This window comes from Paenibacillus sp. FSL K6-0276 (assembly GCF_037977235.1).
Lineage (GTDB): Bacteria > Bacillota > Bacilli > Paenibacillales > Paenibacillaceae > Paenibacillus_AQ.
In genome coordinates this window covers 45,811-64,897 of record NZ_CP150276.1, presented here as the reverse complement: position 1 = coordinate 64,897, position 19,087 = coordinate 45,811, and the positions used below count along the sequence as shown (strand labels likewise).

Below are 19,087 nucleotides of genomic sequence, written 5' to 3'. Positions count from 1 at the left end.
GCAACGTACCCCCTAATTCAAGGTCAGCGTTTCCGCCATTTGGTAATCCATTCAGTAATCTTCACAATCCAGGCGCTATGTGTAAGCCGCGTTAGCCGTGGAGAGATCCACCTTACAGGTAATACCCAAATTGGTTTCGTCAGACGCAACAGAAGCTTAAGGATGAACCGTAGAATACGACCAAGCAGTATTAGCAGTCCTAAAAAAAGACGCCAAAGCCAGCGAAGAGGTGTACCTATCAGAATCTCCACAAGTCTCCATAACAACCTGCACATATACTGAACCGATTGAATTAACATTAACACAAAACGCCGCACCGTAACACTGAAGATTAAAAAATAAATCCATACTCCTAAAAATAAACCTAGAAAGACATAAAATCGTAGTTGACCTTGATTTCCGGCATACAGCATTCGAAATACAAGCAAAGCAGCCCAAAGCCAATATAGTAGATCTAGCATGGCATTCAGCCATTTGGGAAAATTGAACTTCAGCGACAGCACCCGGTAGCTGTCATAGGCCAGTCCCATTGCCACTCCGGCCATGATCATGTAGAACAGCGTCACCCACTGAACTGCAGGATTCATTTAAATAGCTTACCGAGTAGACCCTTGTTTTTGCCCTGCGATCCGGGATCTAGATAAATCAGGGAATGTACATTGCCCTCTAAGGACAACATTCCGTTCTCCAGACTTAAATTTTTGATATGTAAATGATTCCCGCGAATGGTGAGATGGCCGAGTTCTGTACGAAGCAAAAATTCCTCGCTGTCGAAGCTCTCCACATTTTGCACGCCCGTCAACTCTAACTGCTTCCGACTGCGCATATGCAGATCATGCTGTTTATTTACCTTTCCTGGCTCGATCATAGCATGTACCCCTCCTTCTTACCTCTAATCTATGGCAGAAGTAGAAGTTATAGAACATCCCGTCCCACTAAAATAAGAGAGAAAAAAAGAAAAAGAAGGCACAACTCTACATAATGTAAAGTCATACCTTCTTATTCACTATAATACTCTTACCAGTCCAGTCCGCTGCTTTTGGCAACAGGCTCTTCCCGAACTAGAGTATACATACCAGCGGCCTCGTCCTTGCGAGTCGTTTCGACCAGCTTTTCTACTTTGACCGTTACAAGCTTTTGTCCAAATTGTACAGTAATCTCGTCACCGATCTTAACTGCACTACTAGGTTTAGATTCCCGCCCGTTAATTAGCACCCGACCTTGTTCGGACACATCCTTGGCCACTGTACGGCGCTTAATTAAACGGGACACTTTCAGGAATTTGTCAAGACGCATTAGTTAACGGCTTCTTTAAGCTTGTTACCAGCTTTGAAAGCCGGTACAGTCGATTCAGGAATTTCAATCGTTGTGCCCGTTTGCGGGTTGCGACCAGTGCGTCCTGCACGTTTACGAGTTTCAAAAGTTCCGAAACCGATCAGTTGGACTTTATCACCTTTTGCCAAAGCTTCTGTAATCTCACCCAAGAACCCGTTCAATACTGCTTCTACATCTTTTTTTGCCAATCCGTTTTTCTCGGAAATGTTGTTTACCAAATCTGTCTTGTTCATAATTTAAAGTTCCTCCTAGGATACGAAAAAATAAATGAAACGAGAATCACCACCATAATATGGGGCGAATCGCCATTTCGTCTTTATGATATTCTTGATGCCACCTTAAAATCCTGCCACGATTCGTCGTTTTTTAAAAAAGAAACAGTTATTTCTCAGAAATCGTCGCAAAATCTATTCTATAGCACTATTAAACTACTGGCATTTTCTAAATCAGAAATAAATGCTACATTCACAGCATTGCCCCATTTTGAAGTCGATATACCGTATAGGAGGCTGTGAATTGCTAGACTTTTCGCTCCTCAGCCTTAGCTTCTTGCCACAGTTCTTCCATCTCTTCCAAACTACTATCCTCTACGCTCTTTCCTTTACGCTGCAGGCTTTGCTCAATATATTGAAACCGGCGCACAAATTTGCGATTGGTCCGGGTTAATGCCTCTTCCGGATCTGCACCGATAAAACGGGCGACATTCGTAACTGCGAACAATAAATCTCCGAGCTCCAAAATTTGATCGTCTGACGCTGCATCCGTATCAATTGCCTCCTGTAGCTCATCAATCTCCTCACGAACCTTAGCTAAGCAATCCGTAGCGTTATCCCAGTCAAAGCCCACCTTGGATGCTTTTTTCTGAAGCTTGTACGCCTTCATAAGGGCAGGCAAGTCACGTGGAACACCACTAAGAACGGATAATTCCTCTGGCTTCACACCTTTACGCCGCTTCTCTTCTACCTTCATGCCCTCCCAGTTCTTCAGAGCCTCTTCAGCGTCATTCGCATTGGTATCCCCAAATACGTGGGGGTGACGGAAGATAAGCTTATCATTCAGCCCTTCAATGACGTCAAATACGTTAAATGTGCCGAGCTCCTCCTCCATTTGAGAGTGAAGCATGATCTGAAGCAAAAGGTCACCCAGTTCCTCTTTCATATGGTCAGGGTCATCCTCATCAATCGTTTCAAGGACTTCGTAGGTTTCTTCGATTAAATTTTTGCGCAAGGATTCATGTGTCTGCTCCCGATCCCATGGACAACCTTCTGGGCTACGAAGAATATCGACAATTTCATGCAGACGAGCGAAGGTACGATTTCTTAGATTATCATCGCAATTAGCAGGTACATAGACCAGCGACAGATTTCCATAACCGTTAAGACGATCCAGTTCGTATAGGGGGACTCTTACAATGCTTTCTTCGTTCTCCACACCGAGTGCGTGACCCACAACAACTTCATATTCAGGTGGGTACAGCTCCATCAGACATAATTTCGTCTCCGAGGCTGTAAAGCTATCGTACACCTGACCAATCAGGGTGTGTAGTTCAGGCTGAAGCTGAGCACTACGAATTCCTGAAGCATCTAGTAACTGGAACCCTTCGATGGGATCAAACCCCAGTCGAACAAACGCCTCATCGAGAAAGCTCTCGCCGCCCAATATTTGCAATTCAATTCCTTCTTCAGGGCAACGTTGACGCAACTGCGAAACCGCTGATTCCGCAACCATTGGATGACCCGGAACCGCGTAGACAATATCTGTACCGTCTGCTGCTGATCGAGCCTCTTCAATCAGTTTTGAAGTTATCGCTGCATACACCTCAGGAAACGAGGATAAAGACTCATACAATCCGTCAAAGGACTCTGAAGCTATTTCAAGCTCGGAGAGTGCAGCCATGACTGGATGCTCTTTTGTGCGCACGTAGACAACGGATGCTGCCTTCAATTTCTTTATAATCCCTAGCGTCAATCGATCAGGGTTGCCTGAACCCAGACCGACGACCGTTAATGTTGCACTCATGTCTGTTCCTCCTCTTAAGCGGCTGTCTACTTCTAGGCAGACCGTATTTTTATATTGTGATGTAAACGTTGATTAAGGGAATAAGCGCAGCTTCTTGAGCTTGTCCGCCAGGGACGGGCCGAAGCCCGGAAGCTGGCGAAGCTCGCTCTCGCTAAGGAGCCGCAGGGCTATAGCCCCTACGGCAAAGACCACGCAGCCTGCGAGCACCCCGAGCAGGCTCTGCGCCAAGCTGGCGGTGCGCCCGCCGCCGATGCCAGCGGCCGTAGCTGCAGCGCCCACGCCCCAGCTGGCGGCTGCGGCGGCAAGGGCCAGGCCCGCTGTCAGCAGCGCGGGCCGTGCCAGGGCATCTGCGAGGCGAAGCCGCAGATGCCCCCGGCGGTACAGCAGCAGCACGTTCAGCGCTGCTGCGAACGAATGCGCGGCCACGCCAGCGATGGCCGCGCCGGTAATGCCCTGCTGCGGAACTAGCAGCAGGTTCAGGGCCGCCTTGAGCAGCGCGGCGGCCAAAAGGTGCAGGGCCGGCGCGCGCACGTAGCCGAGGCCCTGCAGGAGCGCAGCCGAGATGATGCTGACCGTACCGCCAACAGCGGTTAAGGCCAGCCAAGTCATAGTGCTACTGCCGGCGGTATCGCCATAAAGAGCCATATTAATCGGCTCAGCAAGTACCGCTAGGCCAGCTGAGGCCGCAAGACCTAACAGCCAGAACCAACGCAGCGACAAGCTGCAACGGTTCTCAATCAGCTTCGTGTCTCCTTTGTACTTCGCCTCTGCCAAGGCTGGAATGAACACGACAGACAAAGAGGTGGCAATCATCGTTACAATCTGCACTAGCGGCAAACCACGATTGTATACACCAAACTGTGTCATCGCCTCCACTTCACTTCCTACAGGTGATAGCAAGCGAGGTACAGTGAACACATCTACAAGACCGATAAGAGGCATTGCCAGCGCGCCAAGCATCACGGGAATTCCATAAGCCAGTAAAGCACCCGTTTTAACGCCCATAATCCGTTGATTGGAACGCCCCGCATTTTCCGCATTGAGCGGCTTTAAACCCTGACTTTCGACAGAAGCAGCAACATCTGCAGTAGCGCCCTGTCTTACCAGCCGCCGATGACGTCGCAAAAATAGCAGCATAACCACAAGCCCTGCTACCCCTCCCCCGGCCGAGCCGAGCAATGCGCCGGCAGCGATACTCTCAGCACCTGCACCCTGCGAGGTCAGGTATAACAGCAGCACAATCATTACCGTAACGCGTACGGACTGCTCTACAATTTGTGAGACAGCAGTCGGTACCATATTATGAAGACCCTGAAAGTAACCGCGAAAAGCTGACATGATTGGAACGACCGCTAGTCCCCAAGCGCTTGTCCGTAAGGCAGGCATCACATGCAAGTTGCCAACCCATTCAGCTATAATCGGCGCACCTGCATAAGTGATTGCTCCGATAACCAAACCGCTAATTCCCGTAATTACCGCAGATAACAGCAGAATCCGCCGACCCTCGTCATCGCGTCTTCCAGCAGAGGTTTCAGCGACAAATTTGGATATGGCCGCTGGCAGACCCAGCATCGCTACCGTTAACAACATCGTGTACAAGGGATAAACTGTGTTGTATATACCAAATACCGCATCTCCACCCAGATTTTGCAGCGGGATTTTTTGGAGTGTACCTATAAGCTTTGAAATAATCGCTGCTGCACTTAGAATAAATGCCCCTTGCAACAACCGTGATGTTTGTGTGTTAGATTTCATAAAATACCTGCTTCTACAACTTTGATGGGATGAATTTCTATATTATAACGTATGTATGCCCACAAGTAGAAACGGTTTTGTATGAACGACAAAACCCCGTTTGCCCTTTGTATATCTTACCAAAGGGAAAGCGGGGTCTACATTACGATTACTGCTCCATTTGCTTGCCAAGGAATGCGGCAGCGGTCTCGGCCATTTTCACTTCCATTGTCGACATTTTCGCCGAATCATCCTTGCTTACCATCACTACACAACCAATAGGATCTCCACCGGAAATGATCGGTGAGGCTACATATGAGGACACCAAATCCGGATGATCTTTAGCGATTTCATAACTGCCTTCGTTGGTTTCCAGTACAGTCTTACGACTATCCATGACCTTCTCCAAGAGAATTCCTACTTGTTTCTCCAAATAGTCCTTCTTGGAGCCCCCAGCAAGGGCAATAAAGGTATCACGATCAGCAATCATCGTAATATGCCCAGTACCTTCGAACAATGACTCCGCGTACTCTTTTGCAAAGTCACCGAGCTCGCCAATCGGGGAATATTTCTTGAGTATGACTTCACCGTCCCGATCGACGAAAATTTCCAGTGGGTCGCCTTCTCTAATCCGTAGAGTACGTCTAATTTCTTTGGGAATAACCACTCGTCCGAGATCATCAATACGCCGAACAATTCCAGTAGCTTTCATTTCACATGTGCCCCGCTTTCTTAAGAAGTATGGTCTTACTACTGTCCATTATGGGAAAGGATAATCCCAGTGATTTATCGTAATATCTGACCATAGTATTCATCTCTTCCCAGATCCTTATACATAAGCTGACATGTATTAATATCTGTATCAAGATAAAGCCCGTTCTACAAATGTTTCTTCGAACAAGCATTAAACGCCTTCGGCGTCCTTAATAAGGACGGTAAGCGCTTAAGCGAGAAATATAAGGAAAAAGTATAGTGTGAAACTTATACTACCTTATATTTATAAAAAGCCATCTTCACATTAAGTGAGGATGGCTTTTTATAAGGTAAGCTTGTCCATTTTTACCGATGTTTATTCAGCAGCTTTTGTAGCGCTTGGGGATGCACTTGGAGCTGTAGTGGCTTCTGTTTCGCTATTTTTTGTTCCGGATTCATCTGCAGCAGCAGAGCTTTTCGGCAGATTGATGCTCTCAATAATGCCCTCCAGATCTTTCTCCATGAACGCCTCTAGGTTCTTGGACACAATAGAGCTCTTGATGCCTTCTTTTTGCTCATCCGTTAACTGGTCAAATGTTTTATCTGTACGGGACTCCACCTTGATAATGTGGTAACCGAAAGAAGTCTCTACAGGATCACTAATGGTGTTTAGAGGCAACGTTTGAGCAGCCTTCTTAAACTCATCTACATACGTGCCTACAGCTGTATCTTTATATTCTCCGCCTGTTTCCTTAGAGCTTGTATCATCAGAGTATTCCTTAGCGATTGCTGCAAAATCAGCTCCGCCATCTAGCTTTGCCTTAACTTCCTTCGCGATTTTCAGTGCTTCTTCGCTAGTGCGCTCTTTGTTATTAGCATCTTTCAGACCGATTAGCACATGACGCAAAGTGGCTACCGTAAAATCACCTTTTGTAGCTTCAAATTCTTTGACAACCTGATCGTCTGTCACTTTAAGCAGCATATCCTGATAGACCGTCAACACACGCTCCATATAATTATGGATATCGCCCTCAGTAACGTCAGCGTCTTTTAGCGTTTTCTTATAATTGTCGCCCAGAGCTTTCTTCAAGTCTGCGATTTGGCTATCTGCCTCTTTCTTCGCCTGCTTCTTCGCTTCATCCGTTGCTTTGGAAGCTAAGTATTCAAATCCCACTTCCTGTTTCAAAATAGATTCCTTAAAAGCCTCAATCTCTAAATATTGCGCTTGTTGTGGGGAGAGCAATTTCATGATTTTTTGATCTGTTGAGAATTCCTTCTCTGTAATTGTTCCACCTTTATAAGTCGCTACTGCCTTACTGCTATCTTCGGCATTACCGCATGCTGCTAGCATAGAAAAGGAAACCGCTGCTGCTAATGAAACGAGCAGCACTTTCCATGATTTTGATTTATTTAACGACATTGTGTAGTTCTCCCTTCGATTTAAAAGACTGTTTAGCTTCCTTAAGAAACTGCTCAAGCAAGTCAAGCAGCTGTTTATCACTTAAATCTTTCGATTTAACTAGGATACTGGCTTTAGCATCCCTATCAAATTGTACACGTCTTTCGAAGCTATTTCCAACTTTAGCGAGTTTGGCCGTGTCCAGAGCGCCAAGACTTCCCTCATAGAAATTCAGGGTAACATCATCACTGCGTCTGATCATAGAATCAATGCCGTACATTTTTCCATACACTTTCAGACGAGCCACGGAAAGTAGATTAACAACTGCTTCAGGCAATTCTCCGAACCGATCCAAGAGCTCATCCTCAAGCTCAGAAGCATCATCGAAGGAAGTTACTGCCGCAACTTTTTTGTAGATTTCAATTTTCTGGATACTGTCGTAAATATATTCGGATGGCAGATACGCGTCAATCGACAAATCAATAACTGTATTGCCTTCTTTCAGCGAGGTATCTTCCTCCCCAAGCACAGTAACCTTACGCTTACGAATCTCCTCCGCCAGCATTTGTGAGTATAGATCAAATCCCACTGACGCAATAAAACCATGCTGTTCTGCGCCAAGTAAGTTGCCCGCACCACGAATGGATAGATCTCGCATCGCTATTTTGAAACCAGAACCGAGTTCTGTAAATTCCTTAATAGACTGCAACCGTTTCTCTGCCACTTCAGTTAAAACCTTGTCCCGCTGATACGTGAAATAAGCGTAAGCAATCCGGTTGGACCGGCCCACACGTCCACGTAACTGATAGAGCTGAGACAAGCCCATCTTATCCGCATCATGTACAATAAGCGTATTTACGTTAGGAATATCTACACCTGTCTCAATAATACTTGTGCTGACAAGCACGTCGTACTCCCCATCAAGAAAGTCAAGGATCGTCTTCTCTAGCTCAGACTCCGACATTTGACCATGTCCGATGCCTACCCTCGCCTCAGGTACAAGCATAGAAATTTGAGCAGCCATTTCTTGAATGCCCTGCACGCGATTATAGAGATAGTAGACTTGACCGCCGCGAGCTAGTTCGCGTTCGACAGCTTCCCGCGTAAGCGTCTGACTATGCTCAACAACATAAGTCTGCACAGGAAAACGGTTCTCTGGTGGCGTCTCAATAACGGACAGATCACGCACTCCCAGCATCGACATATGCAGTGTACGGGGAATTGGAGTTGCCGTCAGGGTAAGAACATCTACATTCGTTTTTAACTTTTTCAGCTTCTCTTTATGAGTAACGCCAAACCGCTGTTCTTCATCTACAATCAACAAACCGAGATCCTTGAATACAAGGTCCTGAGACAACAGACGGTGTGTACCAATGACTACATCAACAGTTCCCGCCCGAACGCCTTTAATCGTCTCATTCTGCTCCTTACGGCTGCGGAAACGACTTAGGACTTGAATATTAAGCGGATAATTAGCGAAACGTTCCCGAAAGGTCTCATAATGCTGCTGAGCCAAAATCGTTGTCGGTACCAGCACAGCTACCTGTTTACCTTCAATCGCTGATTTAAAAGCCGCTCGTATAGCTACCTCAGTCTTACCATAACCAACGTCTCCACAAAGGAGTCGGTCCATTGGACGATTCTGTTCCATATCCTTCTTAATCTCTTCGATAGCCCGAAGCTGATCCCGAGTCTCCTCGTAAGGGAACATCTCTTCGAATTCACGCTGTTCCTGCGTATCCTTCTCAAAACCATATCCAGCAGCACTTTGGCGTTCGGCATACAGTTTTATTAGATCGTCAGCAATATCCTGAACGGAAGAGCGAACCTTATTGGTCACCCGTGTCCATTCATTACCGCCTAGCTTATATACTTTCGGCTCCTTATCTTCGGAACCGACATATTTCTGAATCAAGTCAATTTGCTCAATCGGAACCGAGAGCTTATCACCGCCTGCATATAAAATATGCATGTAGTCGCGATGAATACCGCTGACCTCCAGCGTGCCGATCCCCATATACTTACCGATACCATGGTTCTGGTGAACGACATAATCGCCAATTTTCAGTTCAGTATAACTCTTGATCCGTTCAGCATTATCTATTCCCTTAGATATCTTCCGTGCCTTCCGCTGCTTCTGAGAGAACATTTCTCCTTCAGTTATAACAGCTAAATGAATAGAGGGCAGCTCAAAGCCAGAACCCAGATTTCCTTGTACAATCGTTGGCTCATCAATGCCGTAATCATAAAGGACTCTGCGCACACGTTCAATTCGTTCCTCACTACTCGCAAGCATCATTACTTTCACACCGGACTTCTGCCAACGCTCCATCTCCGATTTGAGTACATTCATCTGGCCATGGAAATCCTGCATCCCACGACTAATAAATCCAAGAATGTTCTGAGGTTGAATATGCGGGACCTGGCGCAAAAAGATCGACATAAACAGGCTTTGGAACGGACGCTGGTACATAACAACATCCGTCTCGACAGAGAGATCCAGATCCGGCAATGTTTTGCCGTTTTGCATCAAATGCAGGTTCCATTCCGACTCATCTCTTTCGAGCTGTTTTGCCGTTTCAAGCAGTCTTGTCGGCTCATCGAGAATAAGGATCGTATCCTGGGCCATGTAATCAAATAAATGAGAGCGTTCAGGGTATAAGAGACTGATATATTTATAGATTTCAGGGAAATAGGTTCCTTCACGCAGCATTTCTAGCTCACGGCCTATTTCTTCCTTTAGTCGCAGCTTAGCCTGCCGATCCGCCATTTTCTCCAACTGTCGTTCCAGCATAACCGATGCTTCAGCAGAAGCAGCTTCCTGACGAAATCTACTCGCTATGATCTCTTTAGCCGGTGTAATCTTCACACTACGTACCTTATCAATAGAACGCTGATCCACTGGATCAAAAGTTCTTATGGAATCAACCTCATCATCAAATAACTCAACCCGATAAGCTAAGGGAGAAGTCATTGGATAAAAATCAATAATCCCGCCTCGTACGCTCAGTTCACCGCGATTCTCAACCCGTTCTACTCTTTCATAACCCATTTCGATCATGGACATCAAAAATTCATCCAGAGCAAGGGTTCCATCCTGGGTAACCGTAACCTGCGCCTCCGCCATAACCTCTGGAGCAGGGAGCAATCTGCGCACTCCCGAGTAGGGAACTACGACAATACCACGGAAGCCCTGAGCACATTTGGTCAGCACATCAATACGCTGAGCCAGTGTCTCTGGGCTTGAAACAGCCGCTTCCGCTGCCACAAGTTCATTAGCAGGATAGAGAAGAACTCGTTCTGGGGAAAGCGCTTCCTGTAAATCATCGGCCATTTTCTGAGCCGAAAACATATTATGAGTCACCACAAGTAAGGGACGAGCCGTCTCTTCATGTAGTGCTGCAAGCATGATCTGTCTAGCAGAACCTGTAAGCCCCGATATGAGCTGTTCTTTCATACCTGCAGCAACACCCTGGGTGATAGACTGGAAATCGGGATCCTTGGAAAAAGCTTCTATAATACCTTGTAACAACAGGCGCACCTCTCTTACTAAACAGGCTAACAGAAGCCAATGCCACCGTCACCTGTTATGATTGGAATCGAAAAGAAGCCTCAGCTGTAACGCCAAGGCTTGCGGATGACGATAGAGACAGGCGCTATCACCTACTGAAGCGGACTTGACAGCAGGCTAAGCTCCGGATTGTTCTCTAAAGCCTCCTTGCAATAGTCGCAAGTCACCTTTACCGTGATCTCACCTTCTGAATTATACGCTATTATATCTCTGCGCTCCGCAGGGGTCAAGGAATGAAGGCCCAACTGCATTTCTGTAACATCACTTCTATTAATGCTGCCTAGAGATGTCTTGCAGTGCCTACATACATAGTTTATTGCCATCTATATGCCTCCTGAAGGTACTATATACCTTCAGTATGTCCGGGGAGCATCATCTTTAGCCTTCATAACTAACAGAGTTTACAAGATCAACCATTGAACTTAGCCATCGTCTGTTCGAAAGAATTCTGTAAGCTGTACTCCAGTGCATCACAAGTATTAAGGATCATTTGCTTCAGAGGATCGCCTTCCTTTTTAGGAAAAGAAGAGAGAACATAATCCACTATCGCAAAACCCGGTTCAGGACGAGAAATACCCATTCGTACCCGGTTAAAGCTTTGTGTACCTACATGCTGAATGATGGATTTAATTCCGTTATGTCCACCAGCGCTTCCTTGATAACGCAATCGAATTTTTCCAATTTCGGTATCCAGATCATCGTAAACGACGATCATATCTTCCAGTTTAACTTTGTAATAATCCATATAAGCGCGAACGGCCTCACCGGACAAATTCATAAAGGTCATCGGTTTAATCAATACGGTTTTGACTCCCCCAATAACACCTTCACCGATTACGGATTTACATTTGCTTTGGTTGAAAGAAATTCCGTTCTGGGCCGCAAGCTCATCCAATGCCATAAAGCCAACATTATGCCTTGTTTTCGCATATTGTGTTCCCGGATTTCCCAATCCGACAATCCATTTCATTATCGAACCTTTCCTTTCCATCCGACTCTCCGGCAAGAGAAGTTCGTTTTTGGTACAATAGATCTTATCTACATATCTCTGTGCAACCAGAGCGAAATTATACTCCGAAGACAGGTGATAACCTATGCTACATCGAGGTGAAATCTTAACACATCAGCGCGATTTCCAGTACCACATCCAATATGCAGTGCCTGTGGAAATATACAGAGGCGACGTGCACATTGACATCGGTGTATTAACAGCGATGGACGAAGGATTTGTGGAGCTGCAAGGGACACTCTATAACCGCAGCATATTCACCTTTGTCTCCCGCGCCGGGTATTGAAGCCAGCGCTTCCACCTGTATCACGCCGATAAGGGTTACATCTCCGAGAACGGAGGTGTAACCCTTTTGTACTATTAATTGATTTATATTTATTCAATCTCAAACAATTTACTAATCGACAACTCTTCATGGACGCGGATAATCGCCTCACCCATAAGTGGAGCCACGGACAACACTTTGAGCTTAGAAGTTGGGTTCTCGCTCCGAATTGGAATCGTATCCGTCACGATAATTTCTTTAATTGGAGAATTCTCCAGACGTTCATGTGCAGGACCGGACAATACTGGGTGTGTACAGCAAGCGTATACTTCCTTCACGCCACCTTCCATCAAAGCATTAGCACCAAGTACGATGGTTCCAGCAGTATCGATAATGTCATCGATCAGAATGGCTGTTTTGCCTTCGATATTACCGATAATGTTCATGACCTCGCTGACATTTGGCTCTGGGCGACGCTTGTCTATAATCGCAAGTGGAGCGTTCAGGAAATCAGCAAGCTTTCTTGCACGTACTACACCACCATGATCTGGTGATACGACAACTGGATTCTCGATTTGTTTGGAACGGAAATACTGAGCCAGGATCGGTACTCCCAGTAAGTGATCCACTGGAATATCAAAGAATCCTTGAATCTGCATGGCATGAAGGTCCATCGTAATTACACGGTGAGCGCCGGCTTTTTCAATCAAATTGGCAACCAGCTTGGCCGTAATAGGGTCACGGGAACGAGCTTTACGATCTTGACGAGCGTAACCATAGTAAGGGATAACCACATTGATGCTTTTTGCGGAGGCACGTTTGAGTGCATCTACCATAACCAAAAGCTCCATTAGGTTGTCATTAACCGGGCCGCAGGTGGATTGAACAATATAAACATGGCAACCCCGAACGCTTTCTGACAGCTTGACCTGAATTTCTCCATCGCTAAAACTTGTAGTGTGCGATTCACCCATCGGAATTCCGATGTAATCAGCAATTTGACTAGCTAGCTTAGGGTTGGAGTTACAGGTGAAAATCTTTAATTTGGAATCACAATAAGTCATAAAATTTAAACCCTCCGTGACGGAATTTAGCTTTCCAAAGGCGCCGGCGCGGAAATGTAAGTCCGTCCGGCGCTTCTTAGCAACGCTTTACGATGGACTCGAGTGGTCTTTCTTCGCTTTTGCACGGGAACGGATCTTCTCTGCATATCCCGGTTTGTTCTCCTGTCTTACTCTGGCAACAGCCAGATCGTTCTCTGAAACGGAACGTGTAATTGTCGAACCAGCTACAACAAAAGCCCCTTTGCCCACAGAAACCGGAGCAATAAGGTTAACGTTACTACCGATAAAGGCATCGTCTGCGATTGTTGTCGTAAATTTATTATACCCGTCGTAGTTAACAGTAATCGCACCGCAACCGACGTTTACATTCTTACCAACAGAGGCGTCGCCAATATAACTAAGATGTGACACCTTAGAACCGTCACCAATCGTTGCATTCTTGATCTCGACGAAATCTCCAACCTTCACTTCTTCTCCGAGTATAGAACCTGGACGCAAATAGGCAAAAGGCCCAACGGTAGTCCGTGCGCCAACTTGTGCTTGATTCAATACGGACTGCTTAATCGTTGCGTCATCCATGATCTGACAATCTTCGATTTCGCTTGCGGGTCCGATCACACAGTTCTCACCGATTACAGTTTTCCCCTTCAGGATAGTTCCTGGATAGATCGTTGTATCTGATCCAATGACTACATCTGCTCCGATATATGTGGAGGCAGGATCGATGATGGTTACGCCACCCAGCATATGTTTGCGGTTAATACGTTGACGCATAAAACCTTCTGCTTCTGACAAAGCTAAACGGTCATTAACGCCAATAGATTCCGCAGCATCGTGAGCCTGATATCCCAGAACTACGTCGCCTTGCGAACGAAGTATACCGATCACATCGGTCAAATAATACTCCTGCTGGTTATTGGTATTCGTAACCTTCTCTAGTGCTGCAAATAACTTAGCGTTATCAAAGCAATAAGTGCCTGTATTGATTTCTTGAACAGCATCTTCTTCAGCAGTGCAATCCTTCTGCTCTACAATCTTCAGAACACCGCCATCTTCACCACGAATAATTCTTCCGTAACCTGCAGGTTGACCCATTACAGCAGTCAATACGGTTGCAGCCGCATTACGCTGCTCATGAAGTGCCATAAGCCCTTCCAGAGTTTCTGTGGTTACAAGCGGTGTATCACCACAAATAACAATAGTTGTTCCTTCTTCGCTAGCAAGCAAATCCTTTGCATGTTTGACAGCGTGACCAGTACCGAGCTGAGTTTCCTGCAGCACGTATTCCGCACCTTGCCCTACATAGGCCTTAACTTTCTCTGCGCCATGCCCAACAACAACAACGGTGCGCTGGCATCCGGTCGCTTTTACTGTATCAAGCACGTGCCCTACCATTGGCTTACCGCAAACGGGGTGCAGCACCTTATATAATTTAGATTTCATTCGCTTGCCTTGACCTGCGGCAAGTACTACAGCCATTCTTTTCAAGAATGCCAACCTCCTACTCTTGAACTCACTACTGAATATATCTCATTCCGGGCAAAAAGAAAAGAGAACCATGAAGTCATGGTTCCCTTTTCTATAAACCCCAAGTTAGAAAAGCATTTATCGCTGCCTTTCGAAGATGTCGTCAAATCCTTCACTAGCGCTAGCTTTTCTTGCAAGATCAAGCTGCTTAAGTCATGAAGTATATTCGGTATGATCTTATCAAAAACGGCGGATCCTACGCCACCCAAAAGGTAGCCGTCTTCCGAGGTAGCCTAGGCTCCCTCTTCAATAACTTCTTCTTCTTCTTCAGTAGCGGCGCGATCGTACTCGGCTAGAACCGCGGATTGAATCTTCTCGCGTGTTCCCGAAGAAATCGGGTGAGCGATATCGCGGAATTCGCCATCCGGTGTACGCTTGCTGGGCATTGCAACAAACATCCCGTTATTACCATCGATGACGCGAATGTCATGAACAACAAACTCGTTATCGATTGTAATGGATGCGATTGCTTTCATTCTCCCCTCAGAGTTAACGCGGCGGAGTCTGACATCCGTAATTTGCATGTGTGTGTTCACCACCTTTTTCCATCAGAGACTTGGTGTATAATTCCACACAGCAAAGCGAATTCCTTCTTTTTGATTCCATAAAATACCTAAAAAAGAAATATATTTTTTAAAATCTTTTGTTTTCGACATGTATCGGGTGATTTTCTTAATATCCCTTACGTTTTCGACAATTTCCACGCTTTTTGAAAACGTAGAAACGTCAACAAATCAAGAGGAAAAATAGTTACCCGGATGTGCTGATATCCGTCGCTCTTTCGAGTCTACCTCGCTCAGCTTCACTAAAGACACATAGTCATGCAACAGACGCTCTTCCGTCTCTACTGCACCTGATTCGACTAATACACCCACTCCAGCAACCTCGGCATTGAACTCGCCGAGCAAATCAACCATACCTCGAACGGTTCCGCCCGCCTTCATGAAGTCATCTACGATGAGTACCCGCGATTTCTCCTTAAGTGCACGTCTGGAAAGAGACATGGTGTGTATGCTCTTATGCGATCCAGATACATAATTAATGCTTACTGCTGAGCCTTCTGTAACCTGATGGTCACGTCGCACTAGTACAACTGGCAATCCGAGCTGTGCTGCCGTTGCATAGGCTAGCGGAATCCCTTTGGTTTCTACTGTCATCACCACATCGATTTCCGATCCATAAAAGGCCGTTGCGATGATCTTCCCCGCCTGTTCCATCAGAGATGGCAATCCAAGCAGATCAGACATATACAAATAACCGCCAGGCAAAATCCGATCTGTCTGTTCCAGCTGCACACATAAACGTTTAACAAAAGAGAGCGCCATTTCTTTAGGCATAACAGGAATATAACGTACTCCACCTGCTGCACCGGCTAAGGTCTGAAGCTCTCCAATGCCCTCGCCTTCAAATACTTCTTTTATGATAGCCAAATCTTCACTGATGGAGGACTTAGCCGCTCCATACCGATCGGCAAATATAGACAGCGGCAGTAGGTCATATGGCCGCTCAAGTAAAAACTGAGTCATGTCTACCAAACGTTGGCTTCTTTTTAATTTCTTCACGGAATGCTCCTCGCCAAAACCGAATATTTTAGAAAAATATATCACTTTTGTACGGGTTTACACAAGAGAAGCATGCTAATTCAGTGATCTCACTGCGTAGACTTCCTTGCAGAACCCTCGCAGTCCGTTATAAATTCTTGCTACTTTAGACTGCTTGGACACTAAACCAAACACTGTAGGACCGCTGCCGGACATTAACACTCCGTCTGCTCCAAGCTTAACCATTGCCTCTTTGAGCTGTTGGACCTCTGGATGTAGTTTTAGGGTAACATCCTCAAGCACGTTGCCCAGATGGTTACACACGCCCCCAAAATCCCCAGCTTCGATCGCGTTCTGCATCTCCCGAGCTGAAGGATGAACAGCTATATTATTGCTCCGAACGCGTCCATATACTTCAGCAGTCGATACATTGATAGGTGGCTTGGCCAACACTACCCAGCACTGCGGAGGGTTCTTAATCGGCGTCAACTTTTCGCCACGTCCTGTTGCCAAGGCAGTGCCGCCTGTAACGCAGAAAGGCACATCTGAGCCAAGCTCAGCGCCAAGCTCCTGTAGCTCCTGCGCAGGAATGCCTAGGCGCCACAGTCGATTCAGGCCACGCAGCGTAGCTGCTGCATCGCTGCTACCTCCAGCCAGGCCAGCAGCGACCGGTATTCTTTTGTCCAGATGGATATGTACACCACTCTTCACGTTATAACGCTCTTTAATAAGCCTAGCCGCCTGAAAGGCCAGGTTCTTCTCATCTAGAGGAATATAACCCGCTTGACTTGATATTATAATAGTATCCCTTGGCAGCTCAGACAGCTCTAAACGGTCTGCTAGATCCACCATGGTCATAATCATTTCCACCTCATGAAAACCGTCAGCACGCTTGTGCAGCACATCCAGCATCAAATTAATTTTCGCTGGTGCCTTCTCATACATTTTCAAGGCGTTCACCCACCTTCAGCTTTTCCCGTAAAAACAACTTAACATATTATATGAAAAACTTCTAATGAAGTCCAATAATAAAAGGGTGTCGCCAGTTAGACGCACCCTTTTTCGTTAAATAATTGTTCACACCCTATAGATTAAGATTTCCGCGCAGCCTGTTCAGCGAGCTGAATCGCTCTTTTTACCATATTACCGGCATCCTTTGCCCTTATTCCTCCCCAGCCTTCACGTTCCACTGTTTCGTAAAAACCAAGCTCCTTGGCTAACTCTGTCTTTAGTTCTTCCGACATCATGCTTCGTTTTCTGCGGCTCATTACGGAATTCCTCCCTTATGAAAGTAAATGATAAACCCATTGCCCAATTAGTATGCTTGCTAAGAACAAGGATCATTCACCGAATATTTACCCGCAAAAATACTTAAATAAAAAACAGCCTCCAAAGGAAGCTGCCCGTGAAACATTAAGCTTTAATATACATAATCCGCATCTGCCCATCGTCTTCACAAACTGTGATTTCCACAGATTCGGTAAGGATATCGGCATAGCTATAGGAGACTCGCTTGAATGTTTGCTGCTCCTGATCCAGTTTGACAATAAATACAGAAGGGTACGTTTCTTCCAGGACACCGGTGCGTTCAACGGTTTTACGACGACCTCCGTTTGCACGCAACGTGATCTTATGACCGACGTGAGCTTCGAGACTGCGTTTGATTTCCAACAGCGCGTTATTAGCCATTGCCTGACGACCACCTCTTTTCTTGTCCATTATACAACTTTCCCAGGCGTTTGTCAAATCAAATAAATAATTATAGATGATGAATATTTGGTTGTCAACGGAATTTTTTTACGGGGAATCAGAGGCGAACTAATATCCTTGTTATCTGTAATAGGGTTGCCACAAAGCAAGAAGAAATAACATTGATGTTCTCTAAAGATAGCTTCCATTTCCCGTAAAAAAAGGGTTAAGCTCATCGCTCACCCTCTCTTCCCGTTATTCTATTCGGCCACTCGAAATTACCTATTAGCCTTAAAAAATAGACCTATCCCTGTCGATTAAATCGCAGAAGGTGTCACTTTTAGTGCTGACAAGTTCTGCAGACGCGGCATCCCAATACGGAAACTGCCACGGGTCTCAACACCGCCGATCCCTTGGTTACCACTGATGGTGTTATTCAAAACATCACTCAGATTCACTGTATCCCTAATGGACGTAAACGACGATTTTGCCGCTACATATACTGGGTCCAAAGCATGGATCAATATCCGTCCAGGAGAACTGGCAAAGTTCGCCCCTGCCCCCAGCAGTGCTTCAAAATGTGACTGACAAGCACCTGCAACAATAGTCAACGCATCAAAATTCCGCTCATACTCCCTAGCTACCCTAATAGCAGCTACGAAGTTTTGCGAATTTTTATAGCTGTTCAGACTGTGAAGATCGTAAGTATGCTGTTGCTTCAGCACCCCGTCATGACCGGTAATCACCACAATATCTGGACGCACGCGGGGCAGCAGCCGGTATAAAGTGTCAGCCATTGCAGACTCATGAACATGATGACCTTCAGCAGGGATCCGCAATTGCTCGTATAAGCTGAGACTCTTATTCAAATACGCCGGGTCGCCATCCAGATGCAGCACTTTCCCTGGTACTTCAAAATAAGCAGCTTCCTTGGGCGTTGGAGCCCATGCCCCTTCTGAAAGAGCGCTCCCGCTCCGCTGACTTTGCTCCTGTCGGTCTTTCCGCAGCTGTGTCAGTGATTCATTCGCTTTAATCTGTGCTTGTTGTCCTCGTTCCGTAATTCGGGTAGGAGGCACCTGAACCAAGTCATTCAAAGGAGAATCCGCCAACAGACGGAAATCTGTGCCTTTAATGACGGCTCTGTCCTGCATAATATGATCTACACGAAAGGTCAAATCACCGCCATAAGATTTGCGAACGACCAAGTCTCCTAAATTCATTACAACCACCACCTCTACCCC

Annotated in this window: 20 protein-coding genes; 1 reads left to right on the top strand and 19 read right to left on the bottom strand. The window is 46.1% G+C overall.

The genetic code is table 11. The features are described 5' to 3' along the window. Nucleotides 1-23 precede the first annotated feature (23 nt). The 11 genes from yabQ to pth form a co-directional block, all read right to left on the bottom strand. Entirely contained in the window at nucleotides 24-587 is a 564-nt protein-coding gene (yabQ, locus tag MHH52_RS00300) for a spore cortex biosynthesis protein YabQ (RefSeq protein WP_313642097.1), read from the bottom strand. Then, nucleotides 584-868 (bottom strand): sporulation protein YabP, encoded by a 285-nt coding sequence (gene yabP / locus MHH52_RS00295; protein WP_042123140.1) that lies wholly within the window; start codon nucleotides 866-868, stop codon nucleotides 584-586. The genes yabQ and yabP overlap by 4 nt, the downstream gene beginning before the upstream one ends. A gap of 149 nt (nucleotides 869-1,017) precedes the next feature. Continuing rightward, nucleotides 1,018-1,296, bottom strand: coding sequence for an RNA-binding S4 domain-containing protein (locus MHH52_RS00290; RefSeq protein ID WP_042183857.1), 279 nt, complete (start codon nucleotides 1,294-1,296; stop codon nucleotides 1,018-1,020). Next, on the bottom strand, nucleotides 1,296-1,568 hold the full coding sequence (locus tag MHH52_RS00285; protein ID WP_036678778.1) for an HU family DNA-binding protein: 273 nt from the start codon (nucleotides 1,566-1,568) through the stop codon (nucleotides 1,296-1,298). The genes MHH52_RS00290 and MHH52_RS00285 overlap by 1 nt, the downstream gene beginning before the upstream one ends. A 286-nt stretch (nucleotides 1,569-1,854) precedes the next feature. Continuing rightward, nucleotides 1,855-3,354: a nucleoside triphosphate pyrophosphohydrolase gene (mazG, locus tag MHH52_RS00280; RefSeq protein WP_340005956.1), complete on the bottom strand. Its 1,500-nt coding sequence runs from the start codon at nucleotides 3,352-3,354 to the stop codon at nucleotides 1,855-1,857. 72 nt (nucleotides 3,355-3,426) lie between these two features. Beyond that, nucleotides 3,427-5,109 (bottom strand): polysaccharide biosynthesis protein, encoded by a 1,683-nt coding sequence (locus tag MHH52_RS00275; RefSeq protein WP_340005955.1) that lies wholly within the window; start codon nucleotides 5,107-5,109, stop codon nucleotides 3,427-3,429. A gap of 148 nt (nucleotides 5,110-5,257) precedes the next feature. Then, nucleotides 5,258-5,800, bottom strand: coding sequence for a stage V sporulation protein T (gene spoVT, locus MHH52_RS00270; protein ID WP_094877222.1), 543 nt, complete (start codon nucleotides 5,798-5,800; stop codon nucleotides 5,258-5,260). A gap of 357 nt (nucleotides 5,801-6,157) precedes the next feature. After that, nucleotides 6,158-7,201, bottom strand: coding sequence for a peptidylprolyl isomerase (locus MHH52_RS00265; protein ID WP_340005953.1), 1,044 nt, complete (start codon nucleotides 7,199-7,201; stop codon nucleotides 6,158-6,160). Then, entirely contained in the window at nucleotides 7,188-10,712 is a 3,525-nt protein-coding gene (mfd, locus tag MHH52_RS00260) for a transcription-repair coupling factor (protein ID WP_340005951.1), read from the bottom strand. Before mfd ends, MHH52_RS00265 begins: the two co-directional genes overlap by 14 nt. A 131-nt stretch (nucleotides 10,713-10,843) precedes the next feature. Further along, nucleotides 10,844-11,074 (bottom strand): anti-sigma-F factor Fin family protein, encoded by a 231-nt coding sequence (locus tag MHH52_RS00255; protein ID WP_313640499.1) that lies wholly within the window; start codon nucleotides 11,072-11,074, stop codon nucleotides 10,844-10,846. 86 nt (nucleotides 11,075-11,160) lie between these two features. Continuing rightward, nucleotides 11,161-11,721 carry an aminoacyl-tRNA hydrolase gene (pth, locus tag MHH52_RS00250; RefSeq protein WP_313640500.1) on the bottom strand — a complete coding sequence of 187 codons (561 nt, stop codon included), beginning with the start codon at nucleotides 11,719-11,721 and terminating at the stop codon, nucleotides 11,161-11,163. A 124-nt stretch (nucleotides 11,722-11,845) separates the two neighbouring features. Here pth and MHH52_RS00245 point away from each other — a divergent pair, with 124 nt between their 5' ends. Beyond that, nucleotides 11,846-12,046 (top strand): hypothetical protein, encoded by a 201-nt coding sequence (locus tag MHH52_RS00245; RefSeq protein WP_340005948.1) that lies wholly within the window; start codon nucleotides 11,846-11,848, stop codon nucleotides 12,044-12,046. A gap of 89 nt (nucleotides 12,047-12,135) precedes the next feature. Here MHH52_RS00245 and MHH52_RS00240 read toward each other — a convergent pair whose 3' ends face one another. The 8 genes from MHH52_RS00240 to yabG all read right to left on the bottom strand — a co-directional run bounded on the left by MHH52_RS00240 (nucleotide 12,136) and on the right by yabG (nucleotide 19,066). Next, nucleotides 12,136-13,089, bottom strand: a complete 954-nt coding sequence (locus MHH52_RS00240) for a ribose-phosphate diphosphokinase (RefSeq protein ID WP_339318165.1) — start codon at nucleotides 13,087-13,089, stop codon at nucleotides 12,136-12,138. 87 nt (nucleotides 13,090-13,176) lie between these two features. Next, nucleotides 13,177-14,577, bottom strand: a complete 1,401-nt coding sequence (gene glmU / locus MHH52_RS00235) for a bifunctional UDP-N-acetylglucosamine diphosphorylase/glucosamine-1-phosphate N-acetyltransferase GlmU (RefSeq protein WP_340005947.1) — start codon at nucleotides 14,575-14,577, stop codon at nucleotides 13,177-13,179. A gap of 272 nt (nucleotides 14,578-14,849) precedes the next feature. Continuing rightward, complete coding sequence (spoVG, locus tag MHH52_RS00230) at nucleotides 14,850-15,140, bottom strand: septation regulator SpoVG (RefSeq protein ID WP_042123119.1); 291 nt, start codon at nucleotides 15,138-15,140, stop codon at nucleotides 14,850-14,852. Between the two features lie 210 nt (nucleotides 15,141-15,350). Next, nucleotides 15,351-16,178: a pur operon repressor gene (purR, locus tag MHH52_RS00225; RefSeq protein ID WP_313640503.1), complete on the bottom strand. Its 828-nt coding sequence runs from the start codon at nucleotides 16,176-16,178 to the stop codon at nucleotides 15,351-15,353. Between the two features lie 75 nt (nucleotides 16,179-16,253). After that, entirely contained in the window at nucleotides 16,254-17,108 is an 855-nt protein-coding gene (ispE, locus tag MHH52_RS00220) for a 4-(cytidine 5'-diphospho)-2-C-methyl-D-erythritol kinase (protein WP_340005946.1), read from the bottom strand. Nucleotides 17,109-17,248: 140 nt separating this feature from the next. Further along, nucleotides 17,249-17,425: a small, acid-soluble spore protein, alpha/beta type gene (locus MHH52_RS00215; protein WP_340005945.1), complete on the bottom strand. Its 177-nt coding sequence runs from the start codon at nucleotides 17,423-17,425 to the stop codon at nucleotides 17,249-17,251. 145 nt (nucleotides 17,426-17,570) lie between these two features. Next, nucleotides 17,571-17,846: a Veg family protein gene (locus MHH52_RS00210; RefSeq protein WP_019914493.1), complete on the bottom strand. Its 276-nt coding sequence runs from the start codon at nucleotides 17,844-17,846 to the stop codon at nucleotides 17,571-17,573. 317 nt (nucleotides 17,847-18,163) lie between these two features. Continuing rightward, nucleotides 18,164-19,066 carry a sporulation peptidase YabG gene (yabG, locus tag MHH52_RS00205; protein WP_313640506.1) on the bottom strand — a complete coding sequence of 301 codons (903 nt, stop codon included), beginning with the start codon at nucleotides 19,064-19,066 and terminating at the stop codon, nucleotides 18,164-18,166. Nucleotides 19,067-19,087 lie beyond the last annotated feature (21 nt).